The organism is Tundrisphaera lichenicola, from assembly GCF_051175385.1.
GTDB lineage: Bacteria > Planctomycetota > Planctomycetia > Isosphaerales > Isosphaeraceae > Tundrisphaera > Tundrisphaera lichenicola.
In genome coordinates, this window is the sequence record NZ_CP195106.1 from 6,442,651 (window position 1) to 6,465,541 (window position 22,891).

A 22,891-nucleotide genomic window follows, 5' to 3' on the forward strand; every position below is an offset into this window, starting at 1 on the left:
TCACGGACCGGGTCGGGATCGAAATCCGAGGAACTTCGGAGTGACCGGCCGCGTCCAAGCTGAGGCCACTTCGCCCGGTGTTCCCGATTCCCGATGCCGAGGAGGATCCAATGCGCCAGCATGTCCGAGGATTGGCATTTGTCCTGATCTTGCCGCTGGGTGTCTGGGGGGCCATGCAGACCCAGCAGGCCCCCGAACCGCGACAGGCGACCACGCCCGGGAAGATCAAGCTCATCGAACCGCCGGCGACGGGAGCCGAGGCCTCGACGCTCCCCGGCGGGGAGGTGATCGCCCCGGTCGCCGCCCAGGACGCCCCGGAGACCCCGGCGGTTCGCGTCGATCCCAAGCCGATCAGCGGGTCGGTCAAGCGGGGCCTCGACTGGCTGGTCGAGCACCAGCTCAAGGACGGCGGCTGGGGGCAGGGGGACGAGTCGCAGCAGATGGGCGGGGGGGCTGAGCTTCGCGACAAGGCCAATGTGGCCGATACTTGCGTCGCGGCGCTGGCCCTGATCCGGTCGGGCAGCACCCCTTCGACCGGCCCTTACAAGGATGCCATCGCCAAGGCCGTGCGCTTCGTCCGGTCGCAAGTCGAGGGGTCGGACGCCGAATCGCTGGCCGTCTCCAGCATCCAGGGGACCCGGGTCCAGGCCAAGCTCGGGCCCAATATCGACACCTTCCTCGCCTCGCTCCTGCTGGCCGAGGTCAAGGACCGGATGGCCGATTCGGCCGAGAATGCGACCGTCGAGGTCGCCCTGAACAAGGTCCTCGGCAAGATCAAGGCGCACCAGAAGGCCGATGGAAGCTGGGACAACCAGGCCGGATGGGCCCCGATCCTGGCGCAGTCGATGGCCGGCAAGGGGATCAATCGGGCCTTCCAGCGGGGAGCGGTCGTGGATGCCTCGCTCCTGGCGAAGACGGAGGATTTCGCCAAATTCCAGTTCGCCCAGTCCGCCCCGGTCGCCGCGGCCGAGCCGGCAGCACCGTTTGTCGGCCCGGGCATCGCCCCGGTGACGGTCGCCGCCGTGGCACCCGCCGCCGCCGAGATCCCCGTGGCGGGAAAGTCGGCCGGCATGAGCTCGCCCGCTTTCGGGGGCCGGGCCATGATGATGGGAGGAATGATGGGCCGGGGAGGGATGGGTTCGGCGGGCGTCGAGCTCTACGACCGGGCCTCCAGCCTGGCGGTCCTCTCCGACTCCGTGAACACCAACAAGACCAAGGAGGCCGAACTCCGGCGGATCGTCGAGACTTCCAGGGATGAACCCGCGGTCGCCGACGCCAAGAAGGAGCTGGATCGATTCGCGCAGGCTCAGCTCGCCTGCGACACCGCCCAGGCTCAGGTGATCGCCCGTCTGGACGACCAGGGATTCCTGGCCGGCTTCGGCTCCAACGGCGGCGAGGAATTCCTGAGCTACATGAACATCGGCGAGAGCCTGGTCCAGAAGGGCGGACCCGCCTGGAAGAAGTGGGACGACGCGATCACCGCCAACCTCAACCGGATCCAGAACGACGACGGGAGCTGGACCGGCCACCACTGCATCACCGGCCGGAGCTTCTGCACCTCGACCGCCCTCCTCGTCCTGCTCTGCGACCGGACCCCGACCGCCGACCCGTCGAAGGAGAAGGCCGTCGTCCAATGAGGCCACGCCGAGCCTTCCTCCTGCTGATCGTCGCCTTGACGCCCCAAGCGTCGGGCGACGACCCAACTTCGCAGATCGACCGGGCCATCGCCCGAGGGACCCGGGCCTTGATCGAGGCCCAGGCCCCCGACGGGGCCTGGCGGTCGAGGACCTACGGGATCTTCAAGGACGGGGCCTCGCTGACCCCCTCGGTCCTCAAGGCGGTGGCCTTCGCCCCGGACGTCGAAGGTTCCGAGGTCGCGAGGGCCCGTGCGGCCGCCTACCTCACCCGGCAGGTCAAGCCCGGAGGCGCAATCGACGCCGGGCCGTTCGGGAGGCTCTACCCGGTCTATGCCGACTCCGCCTCGGCGCTGGCCCTTTCGAAGATCCCCGTGCCCGGAGGTCGCGAGGCGATCGACGCCTTCCTGGCCGATCTCCGGCGGAGGCAGCTCGTCGAGCCCTTCGGCTGGTCGCCCGACGATCCTCCCTTCGGGGCCTGGGGCTACGCCATCGAGCCCGCCTCGAATCGGCCCGGGGATCACCCGGTCGACGCCGACCTGTCCTCGACCCTCTTCGCCATCGGGACGCTCCGGGTCCTGGGCGCCTCGGCCGAAGACCCGGCGATCCGGGACGCTCGATCGTTCATCTTTCGATGCCAGAATTTCGAGTCGGGGGACGCCAAGCTCGACGACGGCGGCTTCTTCCTCACCCCCACCGACCCCGCCCGGAACAAGGCCGGAGGCCCAAGACCGGGACGCTACCACTCCTACGGCTCGACCACCGCCGACGGGCTCCGCGCCCTGCTCCGGCTCGGCCTGGCCCCCGACCACCCGAGGGTCCTCGCGGCGCGCCGCTGGCTCGAACGGAATTTCTCCGCGACCGAGGTCCCGGGAACCTTCGAGCCCGCCCTCGAACCCGACCGCGACGCCACCTACTTCTACTATTGCTGGTCCCTCTCGCATGCATTCCGATCGATGGGAATCCGGACCTTCCTCCGCGACGGGCGGAAGGTCGAATGGTCCGACGAATTGGCTATCGAATTGATCCGGAGGCAACGCCCCGACGGGACCTGGGCCAACCGATATTCCGCCTCGAAGGAGGACGACCCGCTCGTCGCCACCCCCTTCGCCCTCGGGGCCCTGGCCAACGGCCCGCCGCGAAACCCCTGATCCCCGGGAGGGGTTCGTCATCGGATTAATCGGGGTTGAGTCGCTCCAGTTCAGACACCGATCTTCGACCGGCTGACGAGGCAACGGTCAACCGACCATCCTACTTCGCCCGAGCCAGTGATCGAGTGATTTACTGAGCCTGACCTTTCTCTCGAAGCAGCCCCGGCGAGGCGATTGCCCGATGGGACTCCGCCATTCGCGAGAATCTTTTCGCAATCTCGCGAGACCATGCCGCCCGCTCGTCCCAGTAAGTGGCCACCCCCATCAACTCGACCTCGAGTGCCCGAAGCTCCGGTGCTTCCGGGTGCTCCTCGACCTCCCGAGACTTCTGGGCCGCTCTCCCTCGAAATGTGGCGGCCCTGGTCTCGTCAAGGTCGGCCGCTCGCTCGAATCGAAAGGCCAAGTGCTCGCACTTGAGGGACCGCTCCTCGTTCGACATCGACGCCTCCGGCAGTTCCCGACTCTAACTCACCGTTCCCGAACGTCGAGCTGTAATCTCTGGCTGGGGGTCAACCTTTTCGCCCGCTCGAACTCATACAAAATCGCCTGAATGAGTGGCTCTTGCAGGGTCGGCCGTGCGGGCCGCATCTCCGATATCCATCCGAGGATGCGGCCCGCACGGCCGACCCTACTATGGTCAATTAATCCGAGAGATTCGGTCTCATCTCATCTCGGGCATGACGCACCTACCGATTCCCGCCCTTGATGCCGTAGGCCTCGATCGTGCATTTCGGATGGGCCTGTTGAAATACTTTCACCGCTTCGGCGGAAACATCCGCGGCGGAAACGTCGAGGGATTCGAGCTTCGGGAGATGATCCAGGGACCGGAATGCCGCGTCGGTGATTCGCGTCATCGAGAGATCGACCTGGCGCAGCGAGGGGATCTCGGCGAGATCCTGAACGCCTACGTCATCCACCTCAGTCTGATAGAGTCCGATCTTTTCCAGGCTCGGCATCTGTTTCAGGTTTACAAGGCCAGCCGAAGTCACCTTCGAGCCGCGTAGCCCGAGATCCACTAGGCCCTTGAGCGACACGAGCTTGGCCAGTCCTTCGTTCGTCGTCTCGGTCGCATTCAACTTCAATTCCTGAAGATTGGTAAGCCTCGCGATCTCGCCGAGGCCTGCGTCGGTGATCTTCGTCCCCTGGATGCTGAGAGAGCGAAGTTCGGGAAATCGGAGGTGGGTCAGCTTCGCGAGACCGGCGTCGGAGATCGCAGTCCCGCCCAGCAGGAGCGTGCGAAGCTCCCCGAGATTGCCAAGATGCTCCAGGCCGTCATCGGAGACCTGCGTATCCTCAAGCTCGAGTTCCCTGAGCTCGGGCAACGCAGAGAAGCAATGCAGGAAATCGTCGTTGATCTTCGCCTTCCTCAAGTCCACAGCGAACACGTTGGCCACGGCATCAGGGCCGAGGGTCGAGGTGATGATCTTATCGATCCATGATTCCGAAGGACCAACCTGGAATCGGATCGTGCCGCCGGCCGCTCGGATGTCGGCGAGGGCACGCTCGTGTCGATGTGCCGGCACGGTCACGAAGGCTAACAATGCGCCGCAAACGAGGACCAATCCCATCGCAACGCGGAGGCTGAACCGATACCGGATTCGTCTCGTCGTCATGGCTGACGACCCTGATTCGAGTTGAAGCTCGCTGCTACTTCAACCATGACGTTTTCGCCTCGACATCCGCCGTTCACCGGGGGCGGAATTCTGCCGGATTCGGGAGGACCTTCACCCAGCTCGTGTTCGAAGGATATCGGAGTGCCCCATCATATCCCTGCGGGGGTTCGTCCTCAATGGCGGGTCGTCCTTTCCCGAGGCCCCATGAATCCGAGGTCGGATCCCTCGGGAGTCAAGGTGCCGACCCGACCCGCGCGGGGGAGTCTGCCTGATCGACCTGCGGATGTGGTTCCGTTTCATCGACGGGAAATCCGCCCGGATCGCGGGTCTCGGGCATGGCCAGGGCGAAGAAGGCCAGGGCCACCCCGGCGATGGCCGAGAGGACCAGGAACCCGACGTTGAAGCCGAATCGCGAGACGATCGCCCCGGTCATCAGGTTGCTGGCCGACGACCCGATGCCCGTCGCGGTCGCCAAGGCCCCCTGCATCACGTTGAACCGGCCCGAGCCTCGGGTCAGGTCGGCGATCACCAGGATCCCAACCACCCCGAAAATCCCCGCGCCGATCCCATCCAGGAGCTGGATCGCCACCAATGCGTAAGGGTTGCCGGTCATCGTGTAGAGGAATCCTCGGACCGGCAGGACGGCGAACCCGATCAGGAACGTCGAGCGTCGGCCCCACGAGTCGGCCATCCGGCTGGCGAGGATCGCCACGGGCACCATCACCAGTTGCGCGGCGATGATGCAGGCCGACATGTATCCCGCCACGCCATCGGTTTTGCCGGTGGTCAACTTCTGGCCGACCAGCGGCAGCATGGCCGCGTTGGCGAAGTGGAACAGGACCACCGAGGCCGAGAAGACCAGGATCCGACGATCGCGGAACAGCGCACCGAGCGCGGCAACCTTCGGGACGCCATCGACCGAGTCCTCGCCGCCACGGGCCAGGTCGTCGTCGATCTCGTCGGGGCGGATCATCAGGGTCGCGATGATCGAGGCCCCGCACATCCCGGCCAGGAGGTAGAAGATCCCCTCGTAGGCGATATGATCGCCGATCAGGCCGGCCAGGATCGCGGCCACGACGTTCCCCGCGTGATTGAAGGCCTCGTTGCGTCCGGTCCGCCGGGACATCTTCGAGTGCCCGACGAGTCCCAGGCTGACCGCCGCGATGGCCGGGGCGAAGATGGCCGAGGCCGCGCCGATGATCGCCTGGGCCCCCAGGATCACCGGCAAGGTCGGGAGCCGGACCATCGCCACGGAGCCCAACGCCACCAGGATCGCCGCGACAACCATCCACGATCGCTTGCGCGTGGTCCGGTCGATCAGGGCCCCGGCCGGGGTCTGGGCGATCACCGAGGCGATCCCCATCGCCGACATCGCCATGCCGATCCGCGAGGGGTCCCAGTGCTTCGTGGCCAGGTAGATCGCCAGGTAGGGGCCGAGCCCGTCGCGGACGTCGGCCAGGACTAGGTTCAGGAGGTCGAGCGCCCGGAGGCTGGCGCGACTCGGATGACACTCTTCGACATTCATCGGAGAATTCTCGATCAATAATGGGTCAGGGCCAGCCAGCCGACGCCCACCAGGGTCGTCGCGATCGTCAGTGGGATGCCGACCTTCAGATATTCGAGGAACCCCAACTCGGTCCCGGCGCGTCGGGCATTCTCCACGACGATCAGGTTGGCCACCGATCCGAGGACCGTCAGGTTCCCGGCCAGCGTGCTCGACATCGAGAGGGCCAGCCAGGCCTGCTCCCGCTGAGTAGCGGCCATGGCTTCCATCAAGGGCTTGAACAGCAGGACCGCCGGGACGTTCGAGACCAGGTTCGAGAGGGCCGCCGAGAGAGCGCTGACCGCGATCACCGGCGAATCGAGCAGGACGTGCCAGCGATCAATCCCCCAGGTCCGGACCACGGTGATCTCGAAGGCGTGGACCACCACGAACAGCCCGGCGAACATCACCAGAAGGGGCCAGTCGACCGATCCGTAGACCTTCTCGGGCCGGACCCGGCCCAGCATCAGGACGGCCGCCGCGCCCAGGGCCACCAGGGCGATCGGGAACCCCGCGAAGAACAGGCCGACCGTCGCCAGGGCCACCGCCACGCTCTTGATCAACAGGCCGCGATCGACCTCCGGCTCGGGCAAGACTTCTGATTCCCGATCTCCTGACTCCGCCTCGTCCAGCGATCCTCGGTAGACGATCGAGACGACCAAATATGTCAGGATCAGCCCGATCAGGGCCACCGGGGCGAGCCTCGCGGCGAACCGGAGATAGGAGATCCCGGAGAGCGATCCGATGATGATGTTCTGCGGATTTCCGGTAATCGTGGCGACCGAGCCCACATTCGACGCCGTGGCCAGGCCGACCAGATAGGGGATCGGAGGACGCTTCAATCGCCGGGTCAAATCGAGCACCAGAGGCGTGAGTGCCACGCAGACCACGTCATTGACCAGGAACGCCGAGAGGACCCCCGACAGGCCGATGGTCACCGCCAGGAGCGGTCGAGGGGAGGAGAATCGCTCGGCGATTCGATCGGTCGCCAGGGAGAAGAAGCCGGCGATCCGGAGATAACCCACCAGCACCATCATCCCGAAGAGGAGGATGATCGTCTCGTAGTCGACGGACTTCGCCCCTTCTCGGAGCGTGAGGACGCCCAGGCCCAGCATCACCGAGGCGCCGACGAGGGCGATCCCCGATCGGTCGATCTTCAGCCCGGGCACCTTGCCGATGGCCAGGCCCAGGTAGGTCAGCCCGAAGACGGTGGAGACCAGCGGGATCGAGTTGGAGGGGTTTGTCACGGACGGCGGTTCCTGGAGTGAAGGGGCGGCGGGAGGGGGCACTCGAGGCCCAGGCCCGCCGCCAGGGTCGGAAGGGGGTCGCGAATCCGATCAGTCGATCGGCGGGGGGATCTCCTCGGCGCGATCGGGCCGCTCCTTCTTCTCGCGCTTCTCCTTGGGGAGCTCGGGGCGGTCGCGATCGGGCTTCTTCCTGGCCTTGGGAGGCTCGGGGTGATCGTCGCCGTTGGCCCTCGCCAGGTGCTCGGGGACGTGGGTCAGCGCCTCGGCGGCCCGGGCCAGCTCACCGGCCCGCTCGCCCCGGCCGGAGGTCGCGTCGCGTTGGGCGGCATTGTACAGGTCTTTCGCGGCGTCGAGATAGAAGGCGAGGTCGTCCCCGCCGGACTCCTCCTTCATGTCGTTGATCCGGTCGAAGGCCCGACGGAGGTCGCGGTTAGTCCGTTCTCCCTCGCCTTCGGGTCCTCCGGCCTCGGGGGGCGGGGGCAGGTCGTCGTCGATGTCGAAGCTCGCGGCGTTCCGGGCGTGATCGATGGCACGGGCCAGGTCATGAGCCGCGATGCTGAACTCGCGGGACTCGCGATCCTCCCCGCTCTCGAACGACTTCAGGGCCTTACGGTAGAGCTGGGTGGCCCGCTCGGTCCAGTCGCGGAGCCGCTCCTCGGGACGGCCGGCCGATCGATTGTCGGAGCGGACCCGGCGGAGGATGTCATAGGTCTTCTTGAGCTCGCCGCCCGGCCCGTGATCCCCCTTCTTCTTGGCCTTCGGGGGCGGGGGTTCGTCGGGAGGGGAGGCGGGTTCCGCAGGCAGGCCAGCCGCGAGGGCCAGGCCCAGCAGGCTCGAAGTGCCGAGCGTCAGGAGCTTGAGCAAAAGCATGTGTTTTCTCCCATCCTGTTGATTGTCGATTCGTTAATGCGGCCCATTTCGCCGCCTCGTCGAATGGCCATTGCACGAGTCGTGCCGACCCCGAAATCGGCCAAAAAACCGCGATTTTCCGCCCGCTCGCCCCTCAACCTGGGAGGAATCCCCCCGCCGACACGGGGGCTTTCCGCCCGAAGTGGACCGACCGGAGGAACTCCGAGGGGATCGGGATCGAGGATCGAACGGGCCTCGATCCGCACCGCGACCGGCCTTCCTCGCGGCTCGGCCCCACCGGCCCGAATCGGTGCCACGTTTGGCCCGATCGTTGCTTGAGAATGTGCCGTGGTCGATGATGGGTCGGGGTCGATGGCAACGGGGGTCCGGGATGTTACGCGTACCGTTGCGGATCCAGGTCGGTGCGGTGGTCGTGCTGTTCGTCGCGGCCCTGGCGACGCTCTGGACCACCAGCACCTCGGTCGTGAATCGCGAGCGGAGGCGGATCTCGGCCGGGAACGTCCTGGCCCGGGCCGGCGAGGCGCTGTCTCGTCAGGGCCGGACCGTCCTCGGTTCGGCCCCTCGCTGGCCTTACGAGCTTTCCCCGGAGGAGTGGGACGCCCTCGACCGTCGGCTGGCCGAGGAATCGCGCCGGGTCCTGGCCCGCTTCGACGGGGTCGAGGGGGGGTACTTCCTCCGCGATCACAAGCGGTTTCTCGGCTCGACGTTCCCGACTGAGCCCAGGTCGACCCGGTTGGGTCGTCCTGGGATCCGAAAAGGTCCCCCACCGCGCGAGGCCGACCTGATCGAGATCCAGTCCGACGCCGCGATCCGCCGGAACCAGGCGTTCTTCGTGGTATTGGATGTCCCGCCCAGCACCGTCGCGATCCGGACCGCCCCGGTGATCGTCGACGGTCGGGTCGTCGCCGCGACCTGGACCATGACCCGCCTGATCGACCCCCTGTTCCTCGATCGATCGCTCCGGGGTTACCAGATCTCGGCGGGCCTGGCCCTGGGAGGCGTGGCGCTGGCCCTGGCCCTGACGTTCGGCCTCTCCCGGACCGTGGCCCGGCAGAGGGTCGAGCGTGACCGTTTGCAGGTCGAGCTTCGCCGATCCGAGCGGCTGGCGGCGCTGGGCAAGCTCCTGGCGGGCGTCGCCCACGAGGTCCGCAACCCCCTGGCCGGGATCCGATCGACGGTCCAGCTCTGGCAGCGCGGGATCGGCCGGGACGAGGAGTCATACGAAGGACTGCTCGCCGAAGTCGACCGGCTCGACGGGATCGTCGGCCGACTCCTCCACTTCTCCCGGGCCGACGCCCAGGAGATGATCCCGGGCGACCTGAACGCCCTGGTCGCCGAGAGTGCCCGACTGGCCGAGGGCCCGGCCCTTGCCGTGGGAGTCCGGATCGAGACCTCGCTGGCGGCCTCGCTCCCGCCGATCCCGATGGCCGCCCCGGCCGTGCTGCAAATCCTCCGGAATCTCACGACCAACGCGATCCAGTCCATGCCGGAGGGCGGGCTCCTGAAGGTCTCGACCCGGCTCGCCCCCTCGGAGGGCCTCGTCGAGGTCGAGGTCGCCGACACCGGCCCGGGGCTCGCCCGGGACGTCCTGGAGCACCTGTTCGAGCCATTCTTCACGACCAAGCCGGACGGGACAGGGCTGGGCCTGGCCATCGCCCGAGAGATTGCCCTGGCCCATCGCGGCGACCTGAAAGCCGGCCCTCGGGCCATCGGGCCCGGCGCGGTCTTCACCCTGGCCTTGCCCCTGGGTTGAGGCGGGGTCGCGGCCCGATCCTCCTCATGCCGATCTCCGAGTGCTCGACCCGCAATCGTCCCGAGGCCGCAGGCTCAACCCGATCGAAGGAACTCCGATGTCCGAACCGACCGACCTGATTCTCGTGGCCGACGATGACCGGACCATCCGCAGGAACCTCGTTCGACTGGTCGAGGCCGAGGGCTTCCGTTCGGTCGAGGCGGTCGACGGCGAAGACGCCCTGGCGAAGATCCGCTCGGAGGACCCGGCCGCCGTCCTTCTGGACCTGAAGATGCCGGGTCGCGATGGGCTCTCGGTCCTCCAGGAACTCGGCGCGATCCTGGCCGACCTGCCGGTCATCGTCATCACCGCCTTCGGAGGCTCCGCGCCGGCCATCGAGGCGATGAGGCGGGGGGCCTATGATTATCTGAGCAAACCCTTCGATCTTGATGAGGTCATGATCACCCTACGCCGAGCGCTCCGCCAGCGGGCCCTGGCCGCCGAGGTCCGGGCGCTCCGGGCGCGGGTGGACTCGGCCGACGAGCCCGGCGAGGACCCGGCCGATGAGCCCGAGTTGATCGGCCAGGGGCCCGCGATGCGCGAGGTCTTCAAGGCGATCGGCAGGGCCGCCGCCACCGACGAGCCGGTCCTGATCTCGGGCGAGAGCGGGACCGGCAAGGAACTGGTGGCCTCGGCCCTCCACGCGCATTCCCGGCGGAGTGCCGGCCCGTTCGTCCGGGTGAACTGCGGGGCCTTGCCCGAAGGGCTGATCGAGAGCGAACTATTCGGCCACGAGCGAGGGGCGTTCACCGGGGCCGACCGCGCCCGAGTCGGACGATTCGAGCGGGCCTCGGGCGGGACGATCTTCCTCGACGAGATCGGCGAGTTGCCCGCCTCGGCGCAGGTCAAGCTCCTCCGGGTCCTCCAGAATCGCGAGTTCGAGCGAGTCGGAGGGACCGAGACCCTGTCGACCGACGCCCGAGTCGTCTCCGCGACCCATCGCGATCTCGCGCGAGAGGTCGCCGACGGGCGATTCCGCGAGGACCTGTACTACCGGCTGAATGTGATCCGGATCGCCATCCCCCCCCTCCGGGACCGCCCGGAGGACGTCGAACCGCTGGCGCACTCGGTCCTCCGGAGATTGGAGCGGAAATACGGATGGGTCGGGTTGTCCCTCTCGGCGGAGGCCCTGGCCTCGATCCGATCGGCCCCGTGGCCGGGCAACGTCCGACAGCTGGAGAATACCCTGGCCCGCGCCGCGATCTCCGCCCGAGGTCGCGCGATCCTGCCCGATCACCTGGAGGCCGACCCGGCGACCCCATCCAAGCCCATCAGCCCCGAAGACACCTCGGAGGACTTGCCCCTCCGCGTCCTCCTGGCCGAGGTCGAGCGGAAGGCGATCCGCCGCGCGCTCCTCGCCTCGGGGGGGAATCGGACCAGGACCGCCGAGAAGCTGGGGATCAGCCGTCGGCAGCTCTTCGACAAGATCCGCGAGTATGGACTCGGCAACGAGGCCGCCGAGGATTGACCGGTCCCGTCCCCGGAGACCGCCAGGCCGATCCTCAGGCCGACCGGAGCACCGAAAGCAGATCTTCCAGGCTGAAGGGCTTGGTCAGGTGGTGGTCGAACTGGGCGCTGCGGGTGATGGCGGGATGCTCGTGGGGGCCATACGTCGAGATGGCGATGATCAAGGTGTCCTCGAATTCCTGATCCTGGCGGAGTTGCTCGGCCACCCGGGCACCGTCCATGCCCGGGAGGCCGATGTCCATGAGGATATATCGGGGCCGGAACGCCCGGGCCACGGCGAGGACCAGGCGTCCGTCGTGCGTCGTCTTCACGTCGAATCCGCAATGGCGGAGCAGCATGGCGATGACGCGAGCGAGGTCGTTATTGTCCTCGACGATCAAGATCCTCGTTCGTTCCTCCCATGAGGCCCGGTCGACCGCCGAGCGAAACGCGTCAAAAAACTTACTCATGAACGGCACCTTCAATAGCCCGAGCCAGCGATTGCCCGATCTTGCGAGAGCCTTCGACCATTTTCCTCCATGCAACGAAACGCCATATTAGCAGGAGCAAATACCAGACCAACAGCCTGGGCTCCCCGATATTCTTCGGCTTACCGCGACCGAAATGGACCCTGGGCCGGCCCGATGGCTCGCGTTGGGATCCGGTGCCCGGATGTCTACAATGGTGGGGCGTCGGAGCCCGAAAGCCCCTCGAAAGGAATCCCCAAGATGATCGCAGAAGGCCAGCCCGCCCCCGACTTCACCTTGCTCGACCAGGATGGCCAGGCCGTCACCCTCTCGGCGCAGCGGGGTTCGCCGGTCGTCCTCTATTTCTATCCGAAGGACGATACGCCGGGCTGCACCACCGAAGCCTGCGCCTTCCGCGATGCCGACGCGGATTACCAGGCCGCCGGGGCCAAAATCCTGGGAGTCAGCCCCGACAGCGTGAAGTCACACGCCAAGTTCGCCGCGAAATTTCAGCTCAACTTCCCGATCCTGGCCGACACCGAGACGGCGGTCTGCCAGCTCTTCGGCGTCTGGAAGGAGAAGAGCATGTATGGCAAGACCTACATGGGCGTGGAACGGACCACCGTCCTCATCGACGGCGATGGGGTCGTCCGCAAGATCTTCCCGAAAGTGAAGGTCCCCGGGCACTCCGAGGCGATCCTCGAGGCACTCAAGGCGATGGGATGAGCCGGGCGGGAGGGATCCGGTCGAGAGGGGCAGGCCGACTCGACCGGCGACTTCACCCGACCTGGCGGACGTCCTCGGACTCGAACGGCTCGGCGGGAAGGTTGAGGTCATCGCGCCGGTCGGCCAGGTGGCGTTCGAGCTTGCGAAGGGCCTTGTACTTCTCGTCGCTGACCCGGGCGGGGGCGAGGCCCATCGCCTGGCCGATCTCCGGGACGTTCCAGCCCCTGGTCCAGAGTTCGACGATCCGGTCTTGCCTCGGGGAGAGGACCGCCTGACGGGCGGCTTCGAGGATCTCGCCCAGCTCTTGCCGTTCGCGATCGCGGGTATCCCGCTCGGAGCCGGGTGCGAGTTGCTCGTCGAAGCTCTGGTGACGCCGGGCTCGCTGGACCCGCTTGCGAACCATGTCGATCGCCCGGACCAGCTCGCGACGCTCGGCGGTATCGTCGGCGAGGACCAGGTTCAGGTCGAGGTCTCCGGCCCTCGCCTTGCCCAGAAGTCGGCAGCAGACCTCCTGGGTGCAGTCGTCCCAAATGCCGGGGTCGAGCCGGGCGTTCCGCCAGCAGACGGCACAATAGCGCTGGATGTCGTGGACCAGTTCCGATTCGGACGCTTGTGCCGTCAGGGCCGCCAGGCCCATGACCAACGCCATGGCGCCGGCGCGTCGGCCCCGCTGGGCTTTCGGGATCTGGGAAAATTCAGGAGGCATCGCGGTCAACTCCCGCAAGGCAGGAAACAGGAGGAAGCGAGAGGCGGCAACTCTTCTCATCCTAGGACACAGGACGCCCGCCACCGAGATCTCGCCGGGCGCTTTCGTCCGATTCGGCGTGCCGGGTTGAGTTGCCCCGGATGGCATTTCGAGGTCGTCGAGGCCAGACGATCGTCCAGCCTTTCTGCCGGGCGAGACGCTTCAACTTCCGGTGCGGATGGACGACGATCGCCCGTCCGACCTGACCCAGCAGGGCCCGATCACTCCAATTATCCGCATAAGCGGCCACCGAGTCCATCGCGATTTCGCGAGACTCGGCCCAACGGCGAGCATAAAATAGCTTTCCCTCGCCATAACATGGGGGACCTTCAGCAATTCCGACGAGCCTCCCTCGCTCGATCCGGACCGGGGTCGTAATTGTATCGGTACATCCCAGGTAGTCCGAGAGCGGTTCCAGGACGATCCCTGGCGAGGACGAGACCAGGACGACGGCGGTCCCTCGGCTCCGGAGGTCGTTCAGGTGCTCGACTACCCCCTCATAGAGGCGGGGCCGGACATGCTCGATGAAATTTTCGTGGGCGATCCGCTGAAGCTCGACGACCGGTATCCGGGCGATGCTGTTCAGGCCGAAGGCCACGAGCCGCCCGTAGTCGAGCCGCCCGAGGCGATGCTGGAGGCCGTGATAGAGGGCGCGGAGGACGAAAGATCGGCGGATCAGCCCGCGGCGTCGGAGGATCCGCGCGAAGAGATAGGTGGTCGTCTCGGCCAGGAGCGTGCCGTCGACGTCCAGGAATGCCACGGCCGGAGGACTCTCGTACGAGGGCCAGACGCTGCTCACGACTCCCTCCCGGCGGTCACCCGCCGGCCGACTCCCTCGGCCAGGGCCCGGGCGGTCGACGCGTCGGGGGCCTCGGCGATCACCCGGACGATCGGCTCGGTGTTGCTGGACCGGACGTGGACCCAGCGATCGGGCCAGTCGAGCCGGAGCCCGTCGCGACGGTCGGCCTTCGCCTCGGGGTAGGCCTCCGCAATCTGGTCGAAGAGGTCGCCGACCGCCACCGTCGCCCCTCCCAGCGGATATTGATCCTTGACCATCGAGTACCTCGGCAGGGCGTCGACCAATTCCGAGAGGGGCCGGTCGGTCGTCGCAAGGAGGTCGAGGACCAGGGCCATCGCGGCGAAGCTGTCCCGGACGAACCCGACCCTCGGGTCGATCACCCCGCCATTCCCCTCGCCGCCCAGCACGGCAGTATGAGCCTTCATCGCCTGGACCACGTGGATCTCGCCGACCGGGGTCCGGATCACAGGGCAGCCGAACCGACCGGCCAGATCCTCGGTGACCTTCGAGGTCGAGAGATTCAGGACAACCGGGCCGGTCGCCTGGGTCAACCGATGCGAGGCGGCCAGGGCCAGAGTTAGCTCCTCGCCGATGTATCGACCGTTTTCGTCGACGATCGCCAGACGATCGGCATCCGGGTCCTGGGCAAAGCCAACCGCCGCCCCCAGGGCGGGGACGATTTTGGAGAATCCCCCGAGATTCGCCTCGGTCGGCTCGGGAATGTGGTCATAGCGACCATCGGGAATCCCTCCCAGGACCACCGATTGACACCCCAGGGCCCGGAGCAGCGCCTCGCCCAGCCGACCTCCCGAGCCGTGGCAGGCGTCGAGCACGACCGAGAAATTCCGTCGGCGGATCGCCTCGACGTCGACCGTGGCCAGGACCAGGGCCAGGTGGCCCCCGTCGGGCTCGTCGAGCGTCCGGACCCGCCCCAGCGCGTCCCAGCTCGCCCAGTGGAGCGCGCGGGCTTCCAGACGGTCGAGCATCGCCCGCCCCTCGGCCGGCCCCAGGACCATCCCCCCCGGCTGGAAGAACTTGAGACCATTGTACTTCGGAGGATTATGCGAGGCCGAGATCTGCACCCCGCCGGCGGCCCCCAGGTCGCGGACCAGGCGGCCCAGGGTGGGGGTGGCGACCGGCCCGGCCAGCAACGCGTCGCGACCGGTGGCGGTCACGGCCGACAGCACGGCTTGCAGGAAGACCGGGGCCGAGACCCGGCCGTCGTGCCCGACCACGATCGGCCCCGAGGGTTGCCCCGAGGCGTAGGCCGCCGTGAAGTCGGCCACGATCGCCGGGTCCAGCCCGTCGCCGACGACCCCCCGGACCCCCGAAACGCTCGCAATCCGAGTCCCCGCCACAAACCCCTCCGATCAAACGATATCAGTCACCAGCCACCCATCATCATTCCTCGGCCATGCCTGGGCTCCGTCGCCCACACTCTAGAGGAGATCCCCCTCGATCGGCAAGGGCCGCTCGCGGTTCTCGATCGGCTCCTCTCCGGCGAGGGCCCGTTCCCAGGCGACTTCGGGGCTCAAGCCTTGCCGCTTGGCCCGCTTCTCGATCGCCGTCCGGGCGTGGAGGATCAGCCGGGCCAGGTAATCGCGAGCGTCGTTCGCATGAGTCAGGAAGCCCGACATGAGCCCCTCGCCTTCCAGCTCCCCCTGGGTGAACCGGCGGATGGCCTCGGTCTTGATCCGGCCCAGGTCGGCCTGAAGCTCCACCAGGGCATGGAGGTCGAGTCGGGCCGCCAGCTCGTAGTCGAGGGCCCTCCGCTCGATCTCGGTGACCTTGAACAGGTAGGACTCGAAACCCAGCTCACGCCTCCTCCGATACCACCGCTTGGCGATCTGATAGACGAACAACCAGCCGGCCAGGACGGCGCCGAGGACGGTCGTGGAATTCCCCAGGAACTCCACATCCCCGAGCAGCAGCGGCTTGTTCCGCTCCAGGAAATCGACGGTCCCCTGGTGAAGTGGGAACTCGGCAGGAAGATCAAGGAGAGCGGGAGATAAGGGAGGGCGGGTGGACTGGGCGAATTTGCCGAGGAAGACGGTCTCCAGGAGTCGTTTCACCACCTCGGGGTTGGTGTCCCGATGGGTGACGACCAGGACCCGTGCCCCGAAAGTCGACTGATCCTCGGGCGGCACGGCGGGCTCGACGCCGTAAGTGAACTCGGGGATGTAAGTCTCATGGAGGTGAACCTTGTCGATGCGGACCCGCGCATTCGACGGATTCCCTCGAGAAACATCCAGGTCGGAGTTCAGGTCCTCCAGCGCGAATGCTTCGCCGAACCGGATCGGGATGAGGCGGTATCCCCAACGGTTGACAAGATTTTGGATCATCGGGGTCGGCAAGGCGGCGACCGTCATCACGGCATCGGGCAGTTGCTCGGAGTCGCGGATCGCGTCGATCTGTTCATGGCTCAGGGTCTTTACCGAGTAAGCGCCGGGACTGGTGCCGACCGGGCCCTTGAGCCCGGCGAAGTCGAGGACTTCGCTCGCCAGGGCATTCGAGCCGCTGCCTTCCTCGCCGATGTTGATCGAATGCCCCTGGAGCGCCCGGAGATTCCCCTCGACTTCCTGGGCGAGCTCTCCCCGGACGGCCAGTTGCAAGGGTTCGACGTTCAGCGCCGCCACCTGGGTGACATTGACCCACTGCTTCGAGTCGAGCCCCCCCTGGACGACCGCGAGGTCCACCTCGCCCCGATTCACCCGATCCAGGGCTTCGACCGAGCCGGGGACCTCCGAGGTTGTCAGGACCAGGGCAGGGGAGGCCAGGCGTCGGAGGAGTTCCACGCTCCGCTGCCGGGGGCCTGGCCACTTCCCCCCGGTGATCGTGAGCCGGTACGACAAGCGGGGCCGGAGCCAGTCGTCCCGGACGACCGAGAAGGCCAATCCCGCCATCAGGAGCAACCCCACCGCGGGGAGCACGAGGCCACGGAACCAGCGACGACCACCCGGACTCCGACTCATCTAAATATGCCCCGTCCGGGAAAAACGAACCCAATCCGCCGCGAATCGTACCCTGGTCCCGCGGTCGCCGGACCTTCCGATGGCGTCGCATCACGCCCCGGGAAAAACGAACCCAATCCCGTTTCGAGGTCCAGCTCATCGCGAAATCGTCGCGATGAGCTCGGCCCTGCCTTTGAAGTTCGTGCTTTCGCCCATTCGATTCGCAGCGAATTCGCCCGAAGATCGGAACTTCACGAGAACTTGATCATTCCTCCCGGCCTCACGGCTTCTTCTTCGAAGCAACGACCGGCTCGCCAGCGGGCTTTTTCGAGCGGGTGACCTTGGTCCTGGCGGCCTTGGTCCTCCGGGGAGCGGGACGCCAGTTCCCATATTCATCGGCAGGCCAGTAGCCCGGACCCGGGCCGTCGAACTCGTAGCCATACCCGAACGATCCCGAGGGTCCGGGATATCCCATCGGACCGCCCGGCATGTTAGGGCCGATCGGCCCATTCATCCCGCTGACGACCCCGATCGAATTCAGGCCGCCACCGTTCCCACCCCCGACCGCGCCCGGCACCCCAAGTGTCTGGAAGCCATCGACGGTCTGGAACCCGGCGCCGACGGAGAGCCGGACATACCGGCGATCGGCCGAGACCACCGGCGTGACACCGAGGCCGACCCCGTCGGGCAGGTTGCCGATCGTCGGTGAAAACCCGACCACCTGGGCTTCGGCCTCTCCCGAAGATCCGAGCATCTCCAGCCATACGACGGCGACGAGGCAAATGGCGGCAATTCGCATCTTCGGACCTCCCATCATCGACAACAACTTAACCCGATCATCCCACGGCGATCGGTCCCGCGTCCAGGATCGAATCGCTGACGCTCCGTTGGTCGGTGGAGAGAGCCGGTGTAGGGGGGAGGGGCTCGATCTCTCGACCGGAATTCTGCATGATGGCAGGAGGACCCTCGGGACCTTCGTCGATCAAAGAGTGACCAGACCTGTTCCTTTTGCCGCTGATTAACTTGGAGTGTTGGCCTCAAATCGGGGCGAGATCGGGACGCGCTCGGGATTTTGCAGGCTTACGAATACGGAAGGTGGGGAGAGTGCGATCGTCCTTCGTCCGGATAGCCTCGTTCCTCGTCCTCCTCGCTCCCATCGCCCAGGCGGTCGAGGAGCCCGAGGGGTCGGCATCCCCCTGGATCTTGCAACCGCTGGCCCGGCCCGAGGTCCCCTCGGGGTTGACCGGCTCCTCGAACCCGATCGACGCTTTCATCGCGGCGGGCTACGAGGCTAAAGGGCTCAGGCCTGTCGGACCGGCCGACAGGCGGACGCTCCTCCGTCGGGTCACGCTCGGCCTGGTCGGGCTCCCGCCCACGCCCGAGGAACAGGACGCCTTCCTCGGCGATGATTCCCCGGACGCGTACGAGAAGGTCGTCGATCGGCTCCTGGGCAGCGATCAGCACGGGGTCCGCTACGCACGGCACTGGCTCGATGTCCTGCGGTATGCCGACGTAGACGAGAGGATGATCGCCGCGCCCGGCATCCACCTCTGGCGCGACTGGGTGATCAATGCCCTCAACGAAGACGTCCCCTATGACCAGTTCGTCCGGGCTCAACTGACCGGCTACCGGAGCACCGAGCGGACGCAGATGTCGGCCACGGGAGTCCGATCGCGGGCCGAGCCCAGGCCCGACGATCAGTTTGCGCTCGGCTTCCTGGCCCGAGGGGCCGTCCTCCGCGACGGCAAGGATACCAAGGAACTGCCGATCACCGCCGTCGAGACCGTCTCCACCGCCTTCATGGGCCTGACCGTCGGCTGTGCCAAGTGCCACGACCACCGCTATGACCCGATCAAGCAGCGCGACTTCTACGCGATGAAGGCCCTGTTCGACCCGCTCTCGCTCCGGAAGGTCACCCTGGCCACCGCTTCCGAGATGATCGAGGCCGGTCGGGCTCAGGACGAGGCGAATCGGAAGCGAGCGGCCATCGAAGGGCCCCTGAACGAGTTGATTGCCCCGGCCCGGGCGAAACTCCTCGAAGACCGGATTGCGATGCTCCCGGACGACGTCCGGGCGATCATCCGGAAGCCCGAACAGGATCGATCGGCCGCCGAGCAGAAGATCGCCGACGACTATTACCCGGTCCTCCGGCTCGACTCCGACAAGATCCAGGAAGCCCTGTCCGAGGACGATCGGCGGAAGTACCGGGATCTTCAGGGTCAACTATCCCGGACCGGCGGCGGTCGAGGCACGTCCCTCCCGGCATTCTGGACCGTCGAGGTCGACCCCAGGAAAGAGGGTGAGAAGAGCTACATCCTGACCAGCGGCGAGCCCGATCGGCCCGAGCTGAACCACGAGGTCGAGCCAGGCTGGCCCTTCGGCCCGGAGAAGGTCGAGTTCCGCGAAGGTCGGGTCGAGGCGTTCTCCGACTGGCTAACTTCGCCCGACAACCGGATGTTCGCCCGGGTGGCCGTGAACCGCCTCTGGCAGTGGCACTTCGGCGAGGGGTTGCAGGCCACTTCGAGCGACTTCGGAGTCCTGGGAGGCACGCCCACCAACCCGGCCCTCCTGGACTGGCTGGCCTCCGAATTCGTCCGCCTCGGGTTCCGGATGAAGGACATTCATCGCCTGATCGTCACCTCGAACACCTACAAGCTGGCCTCCGACGTCCCCTCCGGAACTTCGGAATCGAACGTCGAGGCCGACCCGGCGAATGCCCGACTCTGGCACTTCCGCCTCCGTCGCCTGGAAGCCGAGCCGATCTGGGATTCGGTCTTCGCCGCGGCCGGTACCCTCGACCTGTCGATCGGAGGCCCGTCGTTCGACGCGGGCGGACGTCGCGGGAAGGGCACGGATTCGGCCCGGCGCGGTGCCTACATGATCCGCGGCTATGCCACCAACCGGGATGTGGTGCCGAACTTCCTGCAATCGTTCGACGTCGACGACGGCCGGGCCCCCTGTCCGATGCGGACCCGTACCGTCACCGCGCCCCAGGCCCTGTTCCTGATGAACAGCGACGTGGTCGAAGCGGCCTCCGACCGGTTCGCCGAACGACTCCGCCGGGAGTCGAAGGGGGACCTGAAGACGGCCGTCGACCTGGGCTATCGGATCGCGGTGGCCCGCCCCCCATCGGAGTCGGAGCGAGAGGTCGCGCTGGCCTATCTCCAGGAGGATCCGGCTCGCCTGAAAGGGTTGGCCTGGCTCCTGATGAACCTGGACGAATTTCTCTACGCGAGGTGATCCGGCATGGCGTTCGACCCACTTTTCCCATGCGGCCGGGTCTCCCGTCGCGATTTCCTGCACCGGGCCGGGGGGGGCTTCCTCGGGGCGGCGATGGGGGCGGTCTGGGCCGAGGGGGGCGAGATCCGGGACGCCGTCCACGGCCCGCACTTCCCGGCGAAGGCGAAGTCGGTCATTTTCCTGTTCATGTGCGGGGGCGTGAGCCACATCGACACGTTCGACCCCAAGGACAACAAGTGGGCGGGCAAGCTGATCGACGCGGTGGGCTTCGGCGACAACCGGGCCGAGATGCGTAGGCCGGTGATCCATTGCGATCGGACCTTCACCCGGCACGGGAAGTCGGGCATTCCGGTCTCCGACTGGTTCCCCCACGTCGGCGGGGTGATCGACGAAATCGCCGTCGTCCGGTCGATGTGGTGTCACGAGGCGAACCACTTCCCGGCGGTCATCGAGACCTGCACCGGTCATCGAGGGCGTCAGTTCGACCACCCGACCTTCGGGAGCTGGGTCTCCTACGCGCTCGGGAGCGCGAACAAGAACCTGCCCACCTTCGTGAATATCGGCCGGGCCTCCTCCCCGGTGCAACTGACCGGCGGCTACCTGGGGGCGAGCGAGGCCGCCACCCCGTTCCAGCCGGGCGAGACGCCGATCCCCAACCTGAAGCCTCCCAAAGGCGGGACCGCCGCCGAGCGCGAACGCCAGATGCAGATCCTGGAGCAGATGAACCGGGAATTCCGCGACCAGTACGCCATCGAGTCCGACATCACCGCCCGGGCCAGGGCCTATGAGCTGGCCGCCCGGATGCAACTGGCCGCGCCCGAGGTCGTCGACATCTCGCGGGAGCCGAAGCACGTCCGCGACCTCTACGGGATCGACGAGGAAGGGACCGACGATTTCGGCCGTCAACTCCTGATGGCCCGGCGCCTGACGGAGCAGGGGGTCCGGTTCGTCCAGGTCTGCCACGCGGGCGGGGGGAATGGCGGGTGGGACGCCCACGGCGACATCAAGACCCACGCCCCGCTCTGCCACGCGACCGACAAGCCGATCGCGGGCCTGATCCGCGACCTCAAGCAGCGCGGGATGCTCGACGAGACCCTGGTGGTCTGGTCCAGCGAGTTCGGCCGGAGCCCCTGGTCGCAGAACACGACCGGGCGCGACCACAACCCCAGGGGCTACACCGCCTGGCTCGCCGGGGGAGGCGTGAAGGGCGGGGTCACCCACGGCGGGACCGACGAGGTGGGCTTCCGGGCGGTCGAAGACCCGCGATACTACAGCGACCTGCACGCCACGATCCTCCGCCAGCTCGGCCTCGACTACGAGAAGATGGAGATCCGGGTCCTCGGACGGACCATCCGGCTCGTCGAGTGGGAGGACAGCATGGGGCCGATCGAGGAGATCCTGGGCTGATCCCCATCTCGCCGGGGCCCGGGGGTGGCGGAGGTTCGCCGGTCTTGCTTGACTCGCGAGGATATCATCGAAGTGCACCCCCGGCCGGTTGGTACTCCAGGCCCGGCCGGGGGATGACCCGGATCGCGGCCCTCACGGCCCGAGTCGGGCGGCGCCTCCGATCGATCCTCGGCGGGCATGAATCACGAACCAGGGAATCGCATCCGATGGAATATCGACAGCTCGGAGGTTCCGGGTTCCGGGTCCCCGTCCTCAGTCTCGGGACCGGGACCTTCGGCGGCGGCGGCGAGTTCTTCAAGGCCTGGGGGGCGACCGACGTCGCCGAGGCCTCTCGGCTCGTCGACATCTGCCTCGAAGCCGGCCTGACCATGTTCGACTCGGCCGACATCTACTCGTCCGGGATGGCCGAGGAGATCCTGGGCGAGGCGATCAAGGGTCGACGCGACAAGGTCATCATCTCGACCAAGGGGACCTTCCGCTTCGGCGAAGGGGCCAACGACGTCGGCTCGTCGCGATACCACCTGATCCGCTCGGTCGAGGGCAGCCTGAAGCGGCTGAAGACCGACTACATCGACCTCTACCAGTTGCACGGGTTCGACGCGATGACGCCGATCGAGGAGACGCTCGGCACGCTCGACGACCTCGTCCGGGCCGGCAAGATCCGCTACATCGGCTGCTCGAACTTCTCGGGCTGGCACCTGATGAAGTCGCTGGCGATCTCCGAGAAATACGGGCTTTCCCGCTATGTGGCCCATCAGGCCTATTACTCGCTGATCGGCCGCGACTACGAGTGGGAGTTGATGCCGCTGGCGCTCGACCAGAAGGTCGGCGCGGTGGTCTGGAGCCCGCTCGGCTGGGGACGCCTGACCGGCAAGATCCGCCGAGGGCAGCCCCTGCCCGAGACCAGCCGGCTCAAGAGCCAGATGGTGACCGATATCGGCCCCAAGGTCGCCGACGAGTACGTTTATCAGGTGGTCGACGCCCTGGATCAGGTCGCGACGGAGACCGGCAAGACCGTCCCGCAGATCGCACTGAACTGGCTGATCCAGCGGCCCAGCGTGGCCAACGTGATCATCGGAGCCAGGAACGAGGAACAACTCCGCCAGAACCTCGGGGCCGTCGGCTGGAACCTCACTCCCGAGCAGGTCGCCCGGCTCGACGCGGCCAGCGCCACGAACCTGGCCTATCCCTACTGGCACCAGCGAGGGTTCGCCGAGAGGAATCCCGCGCCGGTCTGACAAGTCCCGTGTGGGCCGGCCC

General features: G+C 67.0%; 19 protein-coding genes. 8 read left to right on the forward strand and 11 right to left on the reverse strand.

The window, feature by feature from the left end; all coding sequences use genetic code 11:
- Nucleotides 1-110 precede the first annotated feature (110 nt).
- Together P12x_RS25445 and P12x_RS25450 are read left to right on the forward strand one after the other, a co-directional pair.
- On the forward strand, nucleotides 111-1,637 hold the full coding sequence (locus P12x_RS25445; protein ID WP_435007825.1) for a hypothetical protein: 1,527 nt from the start codon (nucleotides 111-113) through the stop codon (nucleotides 1,635-1,637).
- A complete protein-coding gene (locus tag P12x_RS25450; protein ID WP_435007826.1) occupies nucleotides 1,634-2,785 on the forward strand; it encodes a prenyltransferase/squalene oxidase repeat-containing protein in 1,152 nt (383 codons plus the stop codon). The genes P12x_RS25445 and P12x_RS25450 overlap by 4 nt, the downstream gene beginning before the upstream one ends.
- Before the next feature lie 130 nt (nucleotides 2,786-2,915).
- On the opposite strand, the gene P12x_RS25455 is transcribed toward P12x_RS25450, so the two are convergent.
- From P12x_RS25455 to P12x_RS25475, 5 genes are all read right to left on the reverse strand, one after another.
- Nucleotides 2,916-3,224, reverse strand: a complete 309-nt coding sequence (locus P12x_RS25455) for a hypothetical protein (protein ID WP_435007827.1) — start codon at nucleotides 3,222-3,224, stop codon at nucleotides 2,916-2,918.
- A gap of 247 nt (nucleotides 3,225-3,471) precedes the next feature.
- Entirely contained in the window at nucleotides 3,472-4,398 is a 927-nt protein-coding gene (locus P12x_RS25460) for a hypothetical protein (RefSeq protein ID WP_435007828.1), read from the reverse strand.
- 232 nt (nucleotides 4,399-4,630) lie between these two features.
- On the reverse strand, nucleotides 4,631-5,923 hold the full coding sequence (locus P12x_RS25465) for an MFS transporter (RefSeq protein WP_435007829.1): 1,293 nt from the start codon (nucleotides 5,921-5,923) through the stop codon (nucleotides 4,631-4,633).
- A 14-nt stretch (nucleotides 5,924-5,937) separates the two neighbouring features.
- Nucleotides 5,938-7,188 (reverse strand): anion transporter, encoded by a 1,251-nt coding sequence (locus tag P12x_RS25470; protein ID WP_435007830.1) that lies wholly within the window; start codon nucleotides 7,186-7,188, stop codon nucleotides 5,938-5,940.
- A gap of 90 nt (nucleotides 7,189-7,278) precedes the next feature.
- Nucleotides 7,279-8,058, reverse strand: coding sequence for a hypothetical protein (locus P12x_RS25475; protein ID WP_435007831.1), 780 nt, complete (start codon nucleotides 8,056-8,058; stop codon nucleotides 7,279-7,281).
- A 370-nt stretch (nucleotides 8,059-8,428) separates the two neighbouring features.
- On the opposite strand from P12x_RS25475, the gene P12x_RS25480 reads away from it, so the two are divergent.
- The gene (locus P12x_RS25480) at nucleotides 8,429-9,811 is read left to right on the forward strand and encodes a two-component system sensor histidine kinase NtrB (RefSeq protein ID WP_435007832.1); all 1,383 of its coding nucleotides are present in this window, start codon (nucleotides 8,429-8,431) and stop codon (nucleotides 9,809-9,811) included.
- A 97-nt stretch (nucleotides 9,812-9,908) separates the two neighbouring features.
- On the forward strand, nucleotides 9,909-11,318 hold the full coding sequence (locus P12x_RS25485; RefSeq protein WP_435007833.1) for a sigma-54-dependent transcriptional regulator: 1,410 nt from the start codon (nucleotides 9,909-9,911) through the stop codon (nucleotides 11,316-11,318).
- Nucleotides 11,319-11,352: 34 nt separating this feature from the next.
- On the opposite strand, the gene P12x_RS25490 is transcribed toward P12x_RS25485, so the two are convergent.
- Complete coding sequence (locus tag P12x_RS25490; protein ID WP_435007834.1) at nucleotides 11,353-11,766, reverse strand: response regulator; 414 nt, start codon at nucleotides 11,764-11,766, stop codon at nucleotides 11,353-11,355.
- A 258-nt stretch (nucleotides 11,767-12,024) separates the two neighbouring features.
- On the opposite strand from P12x_RS25490, the gene bcp reads away from it, so the two are divergent.
- Nucleotides 12,025-12,489 carry a thioredoxin-dependent thiol peroxidase gene (gene bcp / locus P12x_RS25495; protein WP_435007835.1) on the forward strand — a complete coding sequence of 155 codons (465 nt, stop codon included), beginning with the start codon at nucleotides 12,025-12,027 and terminating at the stop codon, nucleotides 12,487-12,489.
- Nucleotides 12,490-12,541: 52 nt separating this feature from the next.
- Here bcp and P12x_RS25500 read toward each other — a convergent pair whose 3' ends face one another.
- From P12x_RS25500 to P12x_RS25520, 5 genes are all read right to left on the reverse strand, one after another.
- Nucleotides 12,542-13,195: a sigma-70 family RNA polymerase sigma factor gene (locus P12x_RS25500; RefSeq protein ID WP_435007836.1), complete on the reverse strand. Its 654-nt coding sequence runs from the start codon at nucleotides 13,193-13,195 to the stop codon at nucleotides 12,542-12,544.
- Nucleotides 13,196-13,256: 61 nt separating this feature from the next.
- Nucleotides 13,257-14,033: an HAD family hydrolase gene (locus tag P12x_RS25505; protein ID WP_435007837.1), complete on the reverse strand. Its 777-nt coding sequence runs from the start codon at nucleotides 14,031-14,033 to the stop codon at nucleotides 13,257-13,259.
- The gene (gene glmM / locus P12x_RS25510; RefSeq protein WP_435007838.1) at nucleotides 14,030-15,391 is read right to left on the reverse strand and encodes a phosphoglucosamine mutase; all 1,362 of its coding nucleotides are present in this window, start codon (nucleotides 15,389-15,391) and stop codon (nucleotides 14,030-14,032) included. The genes P12x_RS25505 and glmM overlap by 4 nt, the downstream gene beginning before the upstream one ends.
- An 81-nt stretch (nucleotides 15,392-15,472) precedes the next feature.
- Nucleotides 15,473-17,005 (reverse strand): TAXI family TRAP transporter solute-binding subunit, encoded by a 1,533-nt coding sequence (locus tag P12x_RS25515; RefSeq protein ID WP_435007839.1) that lies wholly within the window; start codon nucleotides 17,003-17,005, stop codon nucleotides 15,473-15,475.
- A gap of 259 nt (nucleotides 17,006-17,264) precedes the next feature.
- A complete protein-coding gene (locus P12x_RS25520) occupies nucleotides 17,265-17,783 on the reverse strand; it encodes a hypothetical protein (RefSeq protein ID WP_435007840.1) in 519 nt (172 codons plus the stop codon).
- Between the two features lie 305 nt (nucleotides 17,784-18,088).
- On the opposite strand from P12x_RS25520, the gene P12x_RS25525 reads away from it, so the two are divergent.
- From P12x_RS25525 to P12x_RS25535, 3 genes are all read left to right on the forward strand, one after another.
- Nucleotides 18,089-20,224, forward strand: coding sequence for a DUF1549 and DUF1553 domain-containing protein (locus tag P12x_RS25525; protein ID WP_435007841.1), 2,136 nt, complete (start codon nucleotides 18,089-18,091; stop codon nucleotides 20,222-20,224).
- A gap of 6 nt (nucleotides 20,225-20,230) precedes the next feature.
- Nucleotides 20,231-21,631, forward strand: coding sequence for a DUF1501 domain-containing protein (locus P12x_RS25530; RefSeq protein WP_435007842.1), 1,401 nt, complete (start codon nucleotides 20,231-20,233; stop codon nucleotides 21,629-21,631).
- Nucleotides 21,632-21,837: 206 nt separating this feature from the next.
- A complete protein-coding gene (locus P12x_RS25535) occupies nucleotides 21,838-22,869 on the forward strand; it encodes an aldo/keto reductase (RefSeq protein WP_435007843.1) in 1,032 nt (343 codons plus the stop codon).
- Nucleotides 22,870-22,891 lie beyond the last annotated feature (22 nt).